The organism is Pseudomonas sp. SBB6 (assembly GCF_024213215.1).
GTDB lineage: Bacteria > Pseudomonadota > Gammaproteobacteria > Pseudomonadales > Pseudomonadaceae > Aquipseudomonas > Aquipseudomonas donghuensis.
The window spans coordinates 174,111-188,777 of record NZ_JANAVH010000007.1; the positions used below are offsets into that span (position 1 = coordinate 174,111).

The following is a 14,667-nucleotide window of genomic DNA, read 5'->3' on the forward strand; positions in this document are numbered from 1 at the left end:
TTGTGGGAGCCGGCTTTGCCGGCGATGAGGCCGGCACAATCAGCACATCAGGCGCTGACTGGGCGCAGACCAATGCGACCAATCGCCGGCAAGGCTGGCTCCCTCGGGATGGGCGTTGGCTTAGAAGGTGGTACGCAAGCCAACCTCGACACTACGCCCCGGCGCCGGGGCGATGTCGCGCAGGATCGAGCTTGAGTAGCGCACCGTCTGGTCGGTGAGGTTCTCGCCGCGGACAAAGGCCAGCCACTGGCTCTGGCCGATGTCGAAGCGGTAACCCACGCTGGCGCCGAGGGTGGTGTAACCGTCGGTGCTGGTCTCGTTGGCCGGCTTTTTGTGCTGGGCGCTGGCGTGCTGCACATCCACCCGTGCCTGCCAGCGGTCCAGTTCCCACAGCAGGCCGCTGTTCAGGCGCAGCGGGGCGATGCGCGGCAGGTCTTCGCCAGAGTCGAGGTTCTTGGCTCGGGTGTAGTCGCCGGACAGTTCCAGAGCAAAGCTGCCGTAGCGGTTTTGCGCCAATTGCCAGCGGTCCTGGGCCTCGATGCCGTAGAAGCGCGCGCGAACCCCGTGGTAGAGGTATTCGGGCACATCGCCGCCGTGGTCATGATCATGGTCGTGATCGTGCTCTTCATCGCCGTGATCATGGTCGTGGTCATGGCCTTCACGCAGGTTGCCGCTGGCCAGCAGGCCGATGTAGTTGCGGAAATGACTGTAGAACACGCCGACGCTGCCCTTGTGCGTACCGTTGTCGAAGCGCAAGGCCAGGTCGCTGGAGATGGCTTTCTCCTTGCTCAGGTTCGGATCGCCGACCTCATAGGTGCCGGTGGCGACGTGGGCGCCGTTGGCGTACAGCTCATAGAAGGTCGGTGCGCGCTCGGTGTAGCCCAAGGTTGCGGCCAGGGACCAGACCGGGGTCAGCTCGTAGACTGCGCCAGACGACAGGCTGGCGGCGGTGAAGCTGCTCGAGCGATCGGCCTCGGCAAAGCGCTCGCTGCCCTTGCTGTCGGGTTCGACCCGGGTATGCTCCAGGCGCCCGCCCAGGCTCAGGTTCAGGCGTTCGGTGGCTTGCCACTGCTCGAGCATGAACAGCGCCAGGCTGTTGGTGTCGGTCTGCGGCACGAAGGCTTCTTCGCCGAGGGCGGAGAACTCGTTGCGGCTGACCTGGACGCCAATCACCCCTTCGACCGGCCCCAACGGTTGGTGTCGGGCCTCGACCCGCGCCTCGTAGCCCTTGTTCTTGAACGTGGTGTGCACCTCGCCGCTCTCAAGCTCGCGGTGCTGGTAGTCGGTGTAGCCGAGGTCGACCTTCACCGAACTGAACGGGCCGTCGAGGTCGCGCAGTTCCGAGGCGAAGCCGTAATGATCCTGCTGCATGTCCAGGCGCACGCCCGGCTCGGCCACCGAACCGTAATTGGAGTCGTAGCGGCTGTAGGAAAGGCCGGCGTAGCCGTGATCCCAATGATAGGAACCGCCCAGCGCGCCACCGTCCTGGCGACCGTCACTGTTTTCCAGGCGATGCTTGCTGCCCGGTTCGTCGGCGTCGCGCACTTTCGAGCTGCGGGCGTAACCGGGAATACGCAGGTCATTGAACTGGCGGCTGTTGGCGTCCAGGTGCAGGGCGAAGCGGCCGTCACCCGCTTCCAGCTTGCCGGCGCTGCTGCGGGTGGTGTCGGCACCGCCGTAGCGCAACTCACCGGCACCGTGAATGCCGTCGATGGGCGAGGTCGGGATGCGGTTGTCGAAGCTGTTGACCACCCCGCCAATGGCGTTGCCGCCGTAGAGCAGGGCCGCCGGGCCGCGGACGATTTCGATGCGTTCAACGGTGGCCGGGTCCAGCGGCACGGCGTGGTCATAGGACAGCGACGAGGCATCCAGGGCGCCGACGCCGTTGCGCAGGATGCGGATACGGTCGCCGTCCAGGCCGCGGATCACCGGGCGGCTGGCGCCGGGGCCGAACCAGGTCGAGGCAACACCGGGCTGGTTGTTCAGGGTCTGGCCGAGGCTGCCTTTCTGTTGCAGGGTCAGGTCGTCGCCGTCGAGCACGGTACTGGGCGCGGCCAGTTCACTGTTACCCAACGGGTTGGCGGTGATTACCTGAGGTTGCAGCTCGACGGCCTGGCTCAAGGGTGAAGCCAGCCAGAGCGCGGCGGCGAGAGGGGAGAGGCGCAGGGGTAAGTGAGGCATGAAGGGAAGGGGTCCTTGGCAGTGTTATAGTATTGATACAATATAACATTACCATTAAAGATAAAACGCCTATGCGCTGGCTAGAGCCTTTGCCCACACTAGAATGTCTGTAAGCAGCACCTTGAAAGCGAAAAGTCTGAAGACTTGCAGGCGAGCCTCAGCTAAGGTGCGCACCTTTCGTTGGCTGGAGCACAGGCATGACCGCCGCTAATCAGAACCCGCTGCATGGCGTGACCCTGGAGCAGATCCTCACCGCGCTGGTGGCGCACTACCAATGGGATGGCCTGGCTCAGCGCATCGATATCCGCTGCTTCAAGAGCGATCCGAGCATCAAGTCGAGCCTGACCTTTTTGCGCAAGACACCCTGGGCCCGGGAGAAGGTCGAGCGCCTGTACCTGAAAATGCAACGCGGCCGCTGAGCCGGTGAGCCGGCGCAGGCTGTTCATCGCCCTGGCCGCGTGCCTGGGCTGGAGCGCGCTGGCGATCCAGATGTACCTGCTGTTGCTGGCGCGCTGGCAGGAGCAGGCCAGCTTGCTGGGCGGCCTGGTGACGTTGTTCAGTTTTTTCACCGTGCTCAGCAACACCCTGGTCGCCGTGGTGCTCAGTCACGCAGCATTCGGCCGCGACTCACCGCTGCGGCGCTTTTTTCTCGCACCCTGGATCAGTTCCGGGATTGCCGCGAGCATTATTCTCGTGGGCCTCGCCTACAGCCTGTTGTTGCGTCACCTGTGGCACCCGCAGGGCTGGCAATGGCTGGCGGACGAGCTGCTGCACGACGTCATGCCGCTGCTGTTCGTGGCCTATTGGTGGTGTTGTGTAGAGAAGGGCAGCCTGCGTTTCAGGCATCTGCTGGCCTGGCTGCTGTACCCGACAGGGTATTTTGCCTACACGCTGCTGCGTGGGCATGTGATAGGAGTCTATCCCTACCCGTTCATCGATGTTGCCGAACTGGGTTACGCTCAGGTGCTGCTCAATGCACTGTCGATCCTGGTCGGATTTGTCGCCATCAGCCTGCTGTTGCTCGGCCTCGATCATTGGCAGGGCGGGCGCCTGGCCAAGGCCAGGACGCAACCCTGAGGTAGCCTGTTACTCGTCGTCGTGCGGGTCGAGGCGCCAGTAGGCGACAGCCTTGATCAGCTCTTCCTTCACGCCTTTTTCATCGACCAGCAAACGCTTGGCCTGGCGCGTCAGCGATTTCTCCAGAGCGACCCAGGTGTACAACTGACCGCTTGGCAACGACAGCCCCTTGATGACCTCAAGCAAGGCCTGCTGGTGGCGTTGCACCCAGATGACCTCGACCTGCGCTGCGCTCGGCAGCGGTTGTTGTTCCTGGGCATCTTCGATTTCTATCAGCGCCAGTACCTTGCGCCCGGCCGGCAATTCTTCCAGGCGTCGGGCAATGGCCGGGATGGCGGTTTCATCCCCGATCAGCAGGTAGCTGTCGAAGATGTCCGGGACCACCATCGACGCACGAGGCCCGGCGATGTTGAGTACCTGGCCGACCTGCGCCTGGGCCGCCCAGGTCGAGGCAGGGCCGTCGCCGTGCAGGACAAAGTCGATATCCATTTCGCCGTTCGCCAGATCAATGCGCCGTGGCGTGTATTCGCGCATGGTCGGGCGCACGCCATCGCGGCTGAAATCGAGGTTGTCGAGCGCAGCCTGCTCTTGTTCCGAGCAGGCAAACATCAACTTGACGTGATCGTCGCTACCGACGCTGGCAAAGCCTTGCAGCTCTGGCCCGCCGACGGTGATGCGGCGCATGCGCGGGGTCAGCTCGGTGACCCGCAGCACGTTCAGGCGACGGTGTTTGATCTCGTGATTGACGCGGTGAATGGTGGTGTTTTCGCTAACAGTCATTCGGCTTTCTCCGTTGAGGTCGCAATGGGCCCTGCGACGATGGCTTTGGCGGTGTCGTTCAGTAGCGTACGGACCCGCTCGATTTCCGTTGGGTTCCAGCGCCCGCTATGCATTTGCAGGGCATGACGCAGGTTGTGCACGGCTTCGTGGATTTCTGCCGGGCGATCGTGGCCACGCAACGAGCGTTTGCTGACTTCAATGCGCATGCGCACGCCGTCCAGGGCAATGGCTTGGTCCGCGAGGGACTTCTGGCCCGCTGCGGTGATGCCGTAAAGACGCTTGCTGCCTTGGGTTTTGCCGCTGATCAGCTCGGCTTCTTCCAGAAAATTAAGGGTCGGGTAGATCACCCCGGGGCTGGGGCTGTAGCTGCCATCGAAGAGGCTTTCGATCTGGCGGATCAGGTCATAGCCATGGCAAGGCTGCTCGGCCAGCATCGACAACAGCAGCAATTTCAGGTCGCCGGGGGCAAATACGCGGGGGCCGCGGTCGCCACGTTCGCGGCCGTGACGACGTTCGAAGCCGTCGTGCCGATCGCCATGCTCGCGGTGATGGGAATGATGGTCACGCATTGGGTGTCTCCGTTTGGGTTAGATGTATCTTCAGATATTACTCAAGATATATCTTAAATCAAGCGGAAGAATAGGAATATTTCTCATGAAGTAAAGGCGGGAACCGGAAAAACGCGTAGGAATTCTTAAGGTTTTTCTTACAGAACTCTCGGATTGCCTTGATCTACACGCGCGGAAATCGTCCCTAAGATTCGCCACGTTTTCTTCATCCGTGAGTATTTCACCGTGGCACCTTCCATTTTTTTCATCGGGCTACTCTGGGGCCTGTCATTTTTTGCCCAGGCCAATTTCTCGGTTACCCAGATTGCGCGTGAGCACAGTGTGCGGCATGAGCTGGACACCAACCTCGATCGTCTGGTCGAGCGCGCCCACCAACTGATCGGCGTGCCTTATCGCTGGGGCGGCATGTCGGTAAAGGGCGGGTTCGATTGCAGCGGCCTGCTGGTCTATCTGTTTCGCCATGAGGCCGATATCAAGATACCGCGCACCACGACGGCCATGCTCCAGTCCGGTGCCCGGACCATCAGGCAGAGCCAGCTCAAGCGCGGTGACGCAGTATTCTTCAATCGCAACGGCCAGGGCCGGATCGGCCACGTTGGCCTGTATATCGGCGAAGGGCGTTTCATCCACGCCCCCCGCACCGGCAAGAACATCCGTATCGATTCGCTGCGCAACAGCTACTGGAACAAAAGCTTCATGACCGCCAAGCGCTTTCACGGTGGCTAGCGCTGCACCATCCGCGGCGGTTTGCACAGGGTGTGACTGCCCGGCTCCAGGTACGGCATCAGGAGCGGTGCCATGCCCTTGAGTACCTGCACCGGCAGCGCCGAGGTAAAGCGGAAGGATTCCGCCGCTCTGCCGGGCACGAAGGCGGTGAGGGTGCCGAAGTGGTTTTCGCCGAGGAAAAACACAAAGGTCGCGGTGCGGTTCAACGAGCGTGAGCCAATCAGCCGCCCGCCGGCACCGAAGCTTTCGATGCGGTTGTCACCGGTGCCGGTCTTGCCGCCCATCACCAGCGGGGTGCCGTCGGCCAGTTTGAAGCTGCCCGACACCCGCCGCGCGGTACCGGCATCCACCACTTGCGAGAGGGCGCCGCGCAGGGCCCGGGCGACTTCTACCGAGAGCACCCGTTGGCCGAGGTCGGGGTCGCTGGTCAAGCGGGTTTCGTAAGGGGTATCGGCAGCAAAGTGCAGGGTATCGATGCGCAGCACCGGCAGGCGCACGCCATCGTTCTGGATGATGCCGATCAACTCGGCGAGGGCTGCCGGACGGTCGCCGGAGCTGCCGATGGCAGTGGCCAGCGATGGCACCAGGTGGTCAAAGGGGTAGCCGACGCGTTTCCAGCGTTGATGGATATCGAGGAAGGCTTCGATCTCCACCAGGGTGCGAATGCGGCTGTCGCGCGCACCCTTGTGTCGGCTTTTGAACAGCCAGCCGTAGACTTCCTGGCGCTCGAAGTGGCTGGCATCAGCGGCCTGCTGGAAGGTGGCGCTGGGGTGTTGCAGCAGGTAGCCGAGCAGCCACAGATCCAACGGATGGACCTTGGCGATAAAGCCCTGGTCGGGCAGGTCGTAAGCACCGGGCCGGTAGGCTTCGTACAGCTCTTGCAGACGTTTCTCGGTGACGGTGTTCTGCTTGGTGGCCGGGGTCTTGTTTTCGATCCGGTCTTTTTTCAGGTGCGCCTGGACGAAGGCGTTGAAGGTGGCCTGGTCGGCCTCCGGGAACAGGTAACGGTGCACCGCGGCCAAGCGGATCGGTGTGATCCGCAGGCTGTCGAGGAAGGTGTCCAGGCGCTGCTGCGACGTCTTGCGCTGGTACTTCTTCCAGAACCTGCGCATGTAATCGGTGCCTTCCTTGTCGGCAAAGCGTGCCAGGTACTCCTGGCGGCGCGGTTCGGCATCGTCCTTGAGCAGGCTGGCGCTATTACCCGGCTGCTGATAGGTGCTGTAACGCACCAGATCGCGCATCAGGCGAATGAACGGCAGGTTGATCGATTCACGCAGGGCGTCCTTGAGCGTCGGAATGCGGCCGTTGTCTTCCTTGCGAAAGTTGTTGAACACATGCAGGCCACCGCCGGTGAAAAAGGCTTCGCCGGGGCTGGCGGAGTACTTGCGCTCCAGCGCGGCGTTGAGCATGGCGCTGAGGTCGCGGTCCTTGTTCTGGATCAGGTAGTCGATGGCCCAGCGGGTGATGAAGTCCAATTCGGCCACCGGGACTTTCTTAAGCTCCGCAGCCGGGGTGTTGGCGTACTTGTCGTGCAGTTCGCCGATGATTTCCAGGTAGCTGGTCAGTACCCGCAGCTTGGCGGTCGAACCCAGTTCCAGCTTGCTGCCTTCGTTGATGTCGAACGGTTGGTCGGTACTGTCGGTCTGCACCCGCACCCTTGAGCCGTCGGCGGTGCGTTCGAGCAGGGTGAAGCTGTAGCGCACCTGGGTGGTACTGGTCGGGGTCAACAGGCGTTCGCCGAACAGGCCCATTTTTTCTGCAAAGGCCGGGTCGGCCAAGTCTTTCAGGTACTGACTGACCTGGCCCTGCAAATCCGATTGCAGGGTGCTGGTGGCCGACAGATCGAGACGGTCCAGGTCGTACAGCGGTCGGCCGAGGGCTGAAGACAGACGGCTGCGGGCAACGCTGATGCCCTTGTTGGTGACGATCGGCTGAATGGTCGGCTGGGCCACCCAGTCGCGGTAAAGGGTCTTGCTGGCCAGGGCGGCGTCGGCCAATGGCTTGTCGATGATGTTGCTGGCCGAGAGGACGCGGATATGGCTGTCGGTCAGCAGCGCCAGCTCCGCACGGCCCTTGGACAAAAAGTGCGAGGGACGGCGCTGGGCGATCATCAGCGACAGCACCTGGCGCAGGGCCAGACCACGGGCAGCCAGGCTTTGCGGATCACTTGCGGTGGACGACAGAGCCTGGTTGACCTGAGCAAAATCGGCGCCGTACCAGACTCGCAGGCCTTCGGCCATGCCATGCACTTCACCATGCCCGGGTACCGCCGACAGCGGCACGCTGTTGAGGTAATCGCGCACGATGCGCTGGCGTGCTTCCAGTGTCTGCGGGCCGCCTTGATAAGCGCGCACGCTGGCGGAAATCATCTGGCGGATCTTCTCGCTCCCCGAGGCCGTCAGGCCGTCGGGCGAATGCCGGTACTTTTCCAACTGGGTCGCCAGGGTGCTGCCGCCCGCCGACTGGCCGGGCAGGGCCAGGTACTTGGCGACCTGGGTGTAGGCCGCCTTGGCAAAGCGCGGCCAATCCACGGCGGGGTTGTTCAGCGGGTCGTTGGGATCAAGCAGGTCGCGGTTCTCGATGAACAGCAGGCTGTGGACGATGATGGGTGGAATCGAGGCGAAGTCCGGGTACAGGTGTTGCGGATAGTGGAACTGATACAGCGCATCGCCCTTGCAGTCGGTGATCGACAGGCCAGCCTGGATTTTTTCGGCATACGGTACGAAAAAGCCGTGGTCAACGTAGTCCATAAGCGCAGGCGAAAAGCGCGTCTGCTCGTTGATCACGTAGTCACGCTTCAGCAGGCGCGGTAGGAATTCACCCAGAGAGCTGTAGCCCAGGCGCTTGTCGAACGGGCCGTCGCCGGGGTAGCGGATGGCATCGCTGGGGCCTGGCTGCATGGAATAACTGAGGGTCGCGGCGAATTGGCTGAATTCCCGTGATTGCAGGCGCGAGGTGTGCATTTCGGCGGTGGCGGCATACCCCAGGGCGATCAGGGCGAGCAGCAGGACCAACCACAACAGCCGCCACCACAGACGGCGCTGGCGTGGGCTTTTCGGCAATGGCGAAGGATCGAGGTGTTCAGAGGGAGCTTCCGTACTGTCTGCTTCCGATTGCCACAATGCGCCCATAGTCTTCAGCTCGGCTACGTATTTTCGTCTTGCTTGCCTGAAGCTTAGACGGTGGCCGGGTTTGGTGAAAAATTTGTAGTCATTTGGCAGGGATTTCCCAAAACCGTGTCAGAAATGCGCCTTTGGTGGAGCTTGAATTGCCCCGTTTTGGTGCTATGTTAGCCGCCCTGTTTCCTGCAGTGGTAAAAGCACGGGGAATGCCCCTCCGTAGAAGCGGTTTTTGCCGAGAGTTCTCGCCAAATAACCGGCTTTATATAGTGAAATACCCTGCAGGGGCCTTTCTATACTGCTCGCCCCTTTCGCTCTGCCGGTTTTGCACACCCGGCAGACGGGTCCGCTCACAAGGCGGTGCCCGGCGAGGCAGCGCATCCAGCCTATCGGCGGTGCCAGGCCTGCACGAATGGTCATATCCAATAACAAAATGAGGTTGTATTTCTATGCCAGTCGGCAACCACCCTTCTCATGGTGAGACCGCTCAGGGCGGCCCACTCAAGCGAGAACTCGGCGAACGCCACATTCGCCTGATGGCGCTGGGCGCCTGTATCGGTGTCGGCCTGTTCCTGGGGTCGGCCAAGGCCATCGAAATGGCCGGGCCAGCTATCATGCTGTCCTACATCATCGGCGGCCTGGCGATCCTGGTGATCATGCGCGCCCTTGGCGAAATGGCCGTGCACAACCCGGTAGCCGGCTCCTTCAGCCGCTACGCCCAAGACTATCTCGGCCCGTTGGCGGGTTTCCTCACCGGCTGGAACTACTGGTTCCTGTGGCTGGTGACCTGTGTGGCGGAAATCACCGCAGTGGCCATCTACATGGGCATCTGGTTCCCGGAAGTGCCGCGCTGGATCTGGGCCCTGGCAGCCCTGGGCAGCATGGGCGCGATCAACCTGATCGCGGTCAAGGCCTTTGGTGAGTTCGAGTTCTGGTTCGCCCTGATCAAGATCGTCACCATCATCGCCATGGTGTTGGGTGGCGTCGGCATCATCGCCTTCGGTTTTGGCAACGACGGCGTGGCCATGGGCATCTCCAACCTCTGGAGCAACGGTGGCTTCATGCCCAACGGCGTGACCGGCGTGCTGATGTCGCTGCAAATGGTGATGTTCGCCTACCTGGGCGTCGAGATGATCGGCCTGACCGCCGGTGAAGCGCGTAACCCGCAAAAGACCATCCCGCAGGCCATCGGTTCGGTGTTCTGGCGCATCCTGCTGTTCTACGTCGGCGCATTGTTCGTGATCCTGTCGATCTACCCGTGGAACGAAATCGGCAGCCAGGGCAGCCCGTTCGTGATGACCTTCGAGCGTCTGGGCATCAAGACCGCTGCGGGTATCATCAACTTCGTGGTGATCACCGCTGCGCTGTCGTCGTGCAACGGCGGCATCTTCAGCACCGGGCGCATGCTTTATAGTCTGGCGCAGAACGGTCAGGCGCCGGCTACCTTCGCCCGCACCTCGAGCAACGGCGTACCGCGCAATGCCCTGCTGCTGTCGATCGCAGCCTTGCTGCTGGGTGTGCTGGCCAACTACCTGGTGCCGGAGAAAGTCTTCGTCTGGGTCACCGCCATTGCCACCTTCGGCGCGATCTGGACCTGGGTGATGATCCTGCTGGCCCAGCTGAAATTCCGCGCCGGCCTGAGCAACGCCGAGCGTGCCGCCCTGAAATACCGCATGTGGCTGTGGCCGCTGAGCTCCTACCTGGCGCTGGCGTTCCTGATCCTGGTGGTCGGCCTGATGGCTTATTTCGAGGAAACCCGCGTGGCCCTGTACATCGGCCCGGCGTTCCTGGTAATGCTGACGGTGCTGTTCTACGTGTTCAAGCTGTCACCAAGCACCGTGGAGCAGCGTGCCGCAGGTTCGGCGTCCTGATCTTCCCGCGATAAGTGAAAAGCCCGTATCCATGGATACGGGCTTTTTTTTGCCTGCGGTTATCAGGTGGCTACCGCACGCATCGGCTGGGTCAGGCGTTTATTGAAGTCCAGCCAGGCACCGAGCAGGGCCATGATCGCGACGCCCACCAGCGCGGTGAAGATCTGCATGGCAAAGGCATCGCCGGCCATGGCATTGATCATGTCCGCCAGGGGCGCCAGCAGCACGCCCAGGCAAAACACTTCAAGCGAATAGCGGCCCATGCGGCAGGTTTGCTGCGCCAGCCAGTTCTGCGTCCAGCCGCTGCCCGGCAGCAGCTTGGCCGTGACGTAGGCCAGTGCCAGGAAGTGCAGCAGGCGCACCGGCGACAGATCGGTCTTGCTGATCGGGTAGAGCAGGTTGTTGAGACTGGCCGGCATCAGTGCATCGTGAAGCTCTGGCCAGCGCCAGGACAGGGTAATGATGCCTGCCGCCAGCGAATAGGCGGCTGCCGCCAGAAACAGCGGTTGGCGCCGCAACGGCCGGGTTTGCGGCGGCCGAGCCTGTTGCCCATAAAGCGCCGCGGCGCCGCCGAGCACAAACAGGAACTGCCAGGTAACCGGGTTGAAGTACCACACGCCATCGGAAAAATTCGCCAGGTTCCAGCCGAGTCCGGGGGCTACCAGGTACACCGCCATCGATACACCAACCACGGCCAGGGTGTTGCGCATCAGCAGCGGCAGCAGCAGAGACAAACCGGCCAGCAGCACGATGTACAGCGGTAGCGGGTCCATAAGGTTGGGTTTGAAGCGCAGCAACAGCTCGTCTGTCAGCGCTTGCTGGGGGTTGGTGATGAAATGCATCAGGCCCATTTCCTCAACCAGGTCGCGGGTCTGCACGTGGCTGTTGGCAAAGAACACGATGCCCATCAGCATCGCCAGCAGAAAGATATGCACCACATACAGCACCCAGGTACGCCGCAGGATCTTCACGCAGGCGATCAGGTAACCGTCTCGCTGCAGGACTTTGCCATAGGCCAGTACTGCGGCGTAGCCGGCGAGAAAGACGAAGACTTCAGCGGCATCGCTAAAGCCGATGTTACGCAGGGTGACCTGGCCTAAAGGGTTGTGGGGGACGTGATCCCAGAAAATGAAGATCAACGCCAGGCCTCGAAAAAAATCGATGCGCGGGTCGCGTCCGTTAAACATGGCAGCGGGCTCTTGAACAGTGGGTTTAGTAATGACCGGCGGACGACGGCAATCGCTCGCGCCGCACCTCGGGCGGGGGGCAGGGTGGCGGTAATCGTTGGCAATTGCAAAGGGGGCTTATTACTGAATGTCTCTATTCGCCCGTTGCGCGGTAGACCGTTGATCGAAAATCACCCGTACCTGTCAGTTTTGGTAGTAGACGAATTTCGGCTTACGTGGCCTGCTTGGATTCAGCCGCAACAGCCATCGAGGCGCGACGCGCAATGGCCAACGTATGGAAAGGATTTTCCACCTATGCCGTGATCGGTATTGCCAATACCCTGGTCCATTGGCAGCTTTTTTTCGTGCTCAGGGTCGCGTTCGAGTTCAGCCAGGCCTTGAGTAATTTTCTGGCGTTTTGCGTGGCGGCGACGCTGTCCTTTTACGTCAATGCCCTCTACACCTTCGTCGTCCCGCCCTCGATCGGGCGCTATCTGTTGTTCATGTCCTGCCTGGGAGGTGTCAGCCTGGCAGTGGGGTGGCTGGGCGACCACTGGCGGCTGCACGGGATGATCACAGTCGTGAGTTTTTCCCTGATCAGCCTGACCTGCGGCTTCTTGCTGTCCAAGTGGGTGGTCTTTCACAGGTCCGAGCCATGAAGGTTTCACTGATCGTGCCAGTGCTCAACGAAGAGCAGGCCGTCAGCCTGTTTTACCAGGCGGTGCGTCAGGAGCCCTCGTTGCAAGCCCACTGCATCGAAATCGTGTTCATCAACGATGGCAGCAGTGACGGCACGGCTGAAATCGCCCGCGCCATCGCCCTGGCCGACAGTGACGTGGTGTTGATCAACTTCTCGCGTAACTTCGGCAAGGAACCAGCCCTGTTCGCCGGCCTGGAATATGCCAGCGGCGATGCCGTGGTACCCATGGATGTCGACCTGCAAGATCCGGTTGAAGTGATATCGCAACTGATCGAGCAATGGTGCAAGGGCGCTGATGTGGTATTGGCCAAACGCCGGGATCGCTCCAGCGATGGCTACCTGAAACGCCGCAGTGCCTCGCTGTTCTATCGCCTGCTCAATCGCATCGCCTATACCCATATAGAAGAAAACGTCGGCGACTTCCGCTTGATGGACCGCAAGGTGGTGGACGTGATCAAGACCCTGCCAGAACAGCAACTGTTCATGAAGGGCGTGCTGTCGTGGGCGGGGTTCAACGTTGCCATTGTTGAATACGACCGTGCGCCGAGGGCTGTGGGCCGCAGCAAGTTCAACGCTTGGCGGCTGTGGAACCTGGCGCTGGACGGCATTACCTCGTTCAGCACCTTGCCCTTGCGCCTGTGGAGTTACCTCGGCGCGTGCATCTCGTTGCTGGCGTTGTTGTATGCCGGTTACCTGGTGTTGGACAAGATCCTGTTCGGCAATGATGTGCCCGGGTATCCGTCCTTGATGACAGCCATTCTGTTCCTCGGCGGGGTGCAACTGATCGGCATCGGCATACTGGGGGAATACATCGGCCGAATTTACATGGAGGCCAAACATCGGCCCCGCTACGTTATCAAAAGTATTGTTGGAAAATCCGAGCAGCACACCCATAGGTCTGTGCTCAAGGAGAGCAGATGAGCCTGACGCTGCGCCTACGGACGCAGATTGCATGGCTGCTGGCTTGCTTGGCGATAGTACTGTTGAGCAGCGCTGTGCGTCTTTATCAGGTTACAGAACCGGTGCTCTGGTACGACGAAGCCTTTTCCGTGGCACTCAGTGCCTTGTCGCCATCACAGATCCTGTTCCACACCGCTCGCGACGTTCACCCACCGTTGTACTACCTGTTGTTACATTACTGGATGCAATGGCTGGGCAACGACGTACTGGCCGTTCGAGGTCTGAGTGTGCTCACGGGAGTGCTGACGGTAGCCCTGGGTGTGCGGCTCACACGCAGCCTGGCATCCTCGCGAGCAGCCTTGATCAGCGGTCTATTACTAGCACTGCTGCCTATCGCGGTGCGTTATAGCCAGGAAGTGCGGATGTATTCGTTGCTGGGGCTGTTGTTACTTGCAGCGACCTTTGTGCTGCTGCGCTGGGTGAGCAGACCGGCGCAAAACCGTGTCTTGATACTGTATGCAATGCTGATGGTAGCAGGGCTGTACACCCACTATTTCACCGTCCTCTGTGCAGCGGCACATTGGTTGTATCTAGTGTTTGTAAAAAATGCTGATTCAAGGCGCCTGATTCGAGTCCGGTCGTGGTGGCTGTGCAACGTGGCGATTGCGCTCGCCTTTACTCCTTGGCTGCCTTCCCTGGTAGGACAGTTGGCGCACGTTTCGGCTATTGCCTGGATTCCTCAGGTGACGCTTGAAACACTTCCGTCGGCCTTCTGGCAGTTTTTCACCCTCAATAACGGTAGTGCTTATCCCTGGCCGATATTCCTGTTGCTGCCAATGGTGTTGCTCATTGCATCGGTTTTTATTGTCCGACGGGACAGGCAGACCACCCGCCCCAGCGTTTTGATCATGGCTTCCAGTTACGTACCACTGGTGCTGGTGTGGTTGATTTCATTCGCGATGCCGTTGTTCGTTGAGCGTTATCTGGTGTTTGCGGCTGTTGGCTTGCCAATTTTGCTGGCGTTGGCGCTGGATTACCTTGCCATCAATCATCGTAGCCTGGCTACTTTGTTGGTCGCTGCTTGCCTGGCGCTGGAATTGACCGGCATTACGCGTATCTACAATCAGCAAAACAGCTTGAATGATGCTGCAGGCTGGTACGTCAATCGTCTGGATACTGTGGTCGATGGCGTTAACGCACAGTGGCAGCCAGGGGACTTGATGGTTGTTGATGGCCTCTACTGGTATTTCAGCGTGGCTTACTACAACAGGACGGGTAGCGAACCGCTGATTTATGAAAATGGTGCAAAGGGCGATAGTACGGGTACTTCCAGCTCCAGTTATGGCGCTGCGACTCTGCTTTTCCCTCGGGCAGAGCATTTGTATGTTCACATGCCTCAAGCGTTAGCGCCGAAATCCGGCAGGGTATGGTGGGTAGGTGGCGTTCCCGGCCCTGGTAAGGAGCGTCACTTGCCCGGTAACTGGACCAAGCTGGCGGAAATCAGGGCGGGAGAGACCCGGGCAATGCTGTTCGCAGTACCCGAGTGATCAGGATGGCAGACGATTCGCCATCGAGCCT

At 60.8% G+C, this 14,667-nt stretch carries 12 protein-coding genes; 7 read left to right on the plus strand and 5 right to left on the minus strand.

Going from position 1 to position 14,667, the window contains the following annotated elements; translation table 11 throughout:
• Nucleotides 1-120: 120 nt before the first annotated feature.
• On the minus strand, nt 121-2,181 hold the full coding sequence (locus NLX68_RS15910; RefSeq protein ID WP_254284756.1) for a TonB-dependent receptor: 2,061 nt from the start codon (nt 2,179-2,181) through the stop codon (nt 121-123).
• A gap of 197 nt (nt 2,182-2,378) precedes the next feature.
• Here NLX68_RS15910 and NLX68_RS15915 point away from each other — a divergent pair, with 197 nt between their 5' ends.
• Nucleotides 2,379-2,600, plus strand: a complete 222-nt coding sequence (locus tag NLX68_RS15915) for a VF530 family DNA-binding protein (protein WP_010220998.1) — start codon at nt 2,379-2,381, stop codon at nt 2,598-2,600.
• Between the two features lie 4 nt (nt 2,601-2,604).
• Nucleotides 2,605-3,258: a Pr6Pr family membrane protein gene (locus tag NLX68_RS15920; RefSeq protein WP_254284757.1), complete on the plus strand. Its 654-nt coding sequence runs from the start codon at nt 2,605-2,607 to the stop codon at nt 3,256-3,258.
• 9 nt (nt 3,259-3,267) lie between these two features.
• Here NLX68_RS15920 and NLX68_RS15925 read toward each other — a convergent pair whose 3' ends face one another.
• Nucleotides 3,268-4,038 carry a siderophore-interacting protein gene (locus NLX68_RS15925; protein WP_254284758.1) on the minus strand — a complete coding sequence of 257 codons (771 nt, stop codon included), beginning with the start codon at nt 4,036-4,038 and terminating at the stop codon, nt 3,268-3,270.
• A complete protein-coding gene (locus NLX68_RS15930) occupies nt 4,035-4,607 on the minus strand; it encodes a PadR family transcriptional regulator (protein ID WP_254284759.1) in 573 nt (190 codons plus the stop codon). The genes NLX68_RS15925 and NLX68_RS15930 overlap by 4 nt, the downstream gene beginning before the upstream one ends.
• 225 nt (nt 4,608-4,832) lie before the next feature.
• Between NLX68_RS15930 and NLX68_RS15935 the strand changes: the two genes are divergently transcribed.
• Entirely contained in the window at nt 4,833-5,333 is a 501-nt protein-coding gene (locus NLX68_RS15935; RefSeq protein ID WP_254284760.1) for a C40 family peptidase, read from the plus strand.
• Here the strand turns inward: NLX68_RS15935 and NLX68_RS15940 are convergent.
• On the minus strand, nt 5,330-8,464 hold the full coding sequence (locus NLX68_RS15940) for a transglycosylase domain-containing protein (RefSeq protein ID WP_254284761.1): 3,135 nt from the start codon (nt 8,462-8,464) through the stop codon (nt 5,330-5,332). The genes NLX68_RS15935 and NLX68_RS15940 overlap by 4 nt on opposite strands.
• A 437-nt stretch (nt 8,465-8,901) precedes the next feature.
• Between NLX68_RS15940 and NLX68_RS15945 the strand changes: the two genes are divergently transcribed.
• The gene (locus NLX68_RS15945) at nt 8,902-10,323 is read left to right on the plus strand and encodes an amino acid permease (RefSeq protein ID WP_254284762.1); all 1,422 of its coding nucleotides are present in this window, start codon (nt 8,902-8,904) and stop codon (nt 10,321-10,323) included.
• A gap of 62 nt (nt 10,324-10,385) precedes the next feature.
• Here NLX68_RS15945 and NLX68_RS15950 read toward each other — a convergent pair whose 3' ends face one another.
• A complete protein-coding gene (locus NLX68_RS15950; protein ID WP_254284763.1) occupies nt 10,386-11,510 on the minus strand; it encodes an OpgC family protein in 1,125 nt (374 codons plus the stop codon).
• Nucleotides 11,511-11,773: 263 nt separating this feature from the next.
• On the opposite strand from NLX68_RS15950, the gene NLX68_RS15955 reads away from it, so the two are divergent.
• The 3 genes from NLX68_RS15955 to NLX68_RS15965 are packed head-to-tail and all read left to right on the plus strand — an operon-like array spanning nt 11,774 to nt 14,636.
• Nucleotides 11,774-12,148, plus strand: coding sequence for a GtrA family protein (locus NLX68_RS15955; RefSeq protein ID WP_100782826.1), 375 nt, complete (start codon nt 11,774-11,776; stop codon nt 12,146-12,148).
• Nucleotides 12,145-13,110, plus strand: a complete 966-nt coding sequence (locus NLX68_RS15960) for a glycosyltransferase family 2 protein (RefSeq protein ID WP_254284764.1) — start codon at nt 12,145-12,147, stop codon at nt 13,108-13,110. Before NLX68_RS15955 ends, NLX68_RS15960 begins: the two co-directional genes overlap by 4 nt.
• On the plus strand, nt 13,107-14,636 hold the full coding sequence (locus tag NLX68_RS15965; protein ID WP_254284765.1) for a glycosyltransferase family 39 protein: 1,530 nt from the start codon (nt 13,107-13,109) through the stop codon (nt 14,634-14,636). Before NLX68_RS15960 ends, NLX68_RS15965 begins: the two co-directional genes overlap by 4 nt.
• The last annotated feature ends 31 nt before the right edge of the window (nt 14,637-14,667 follow it).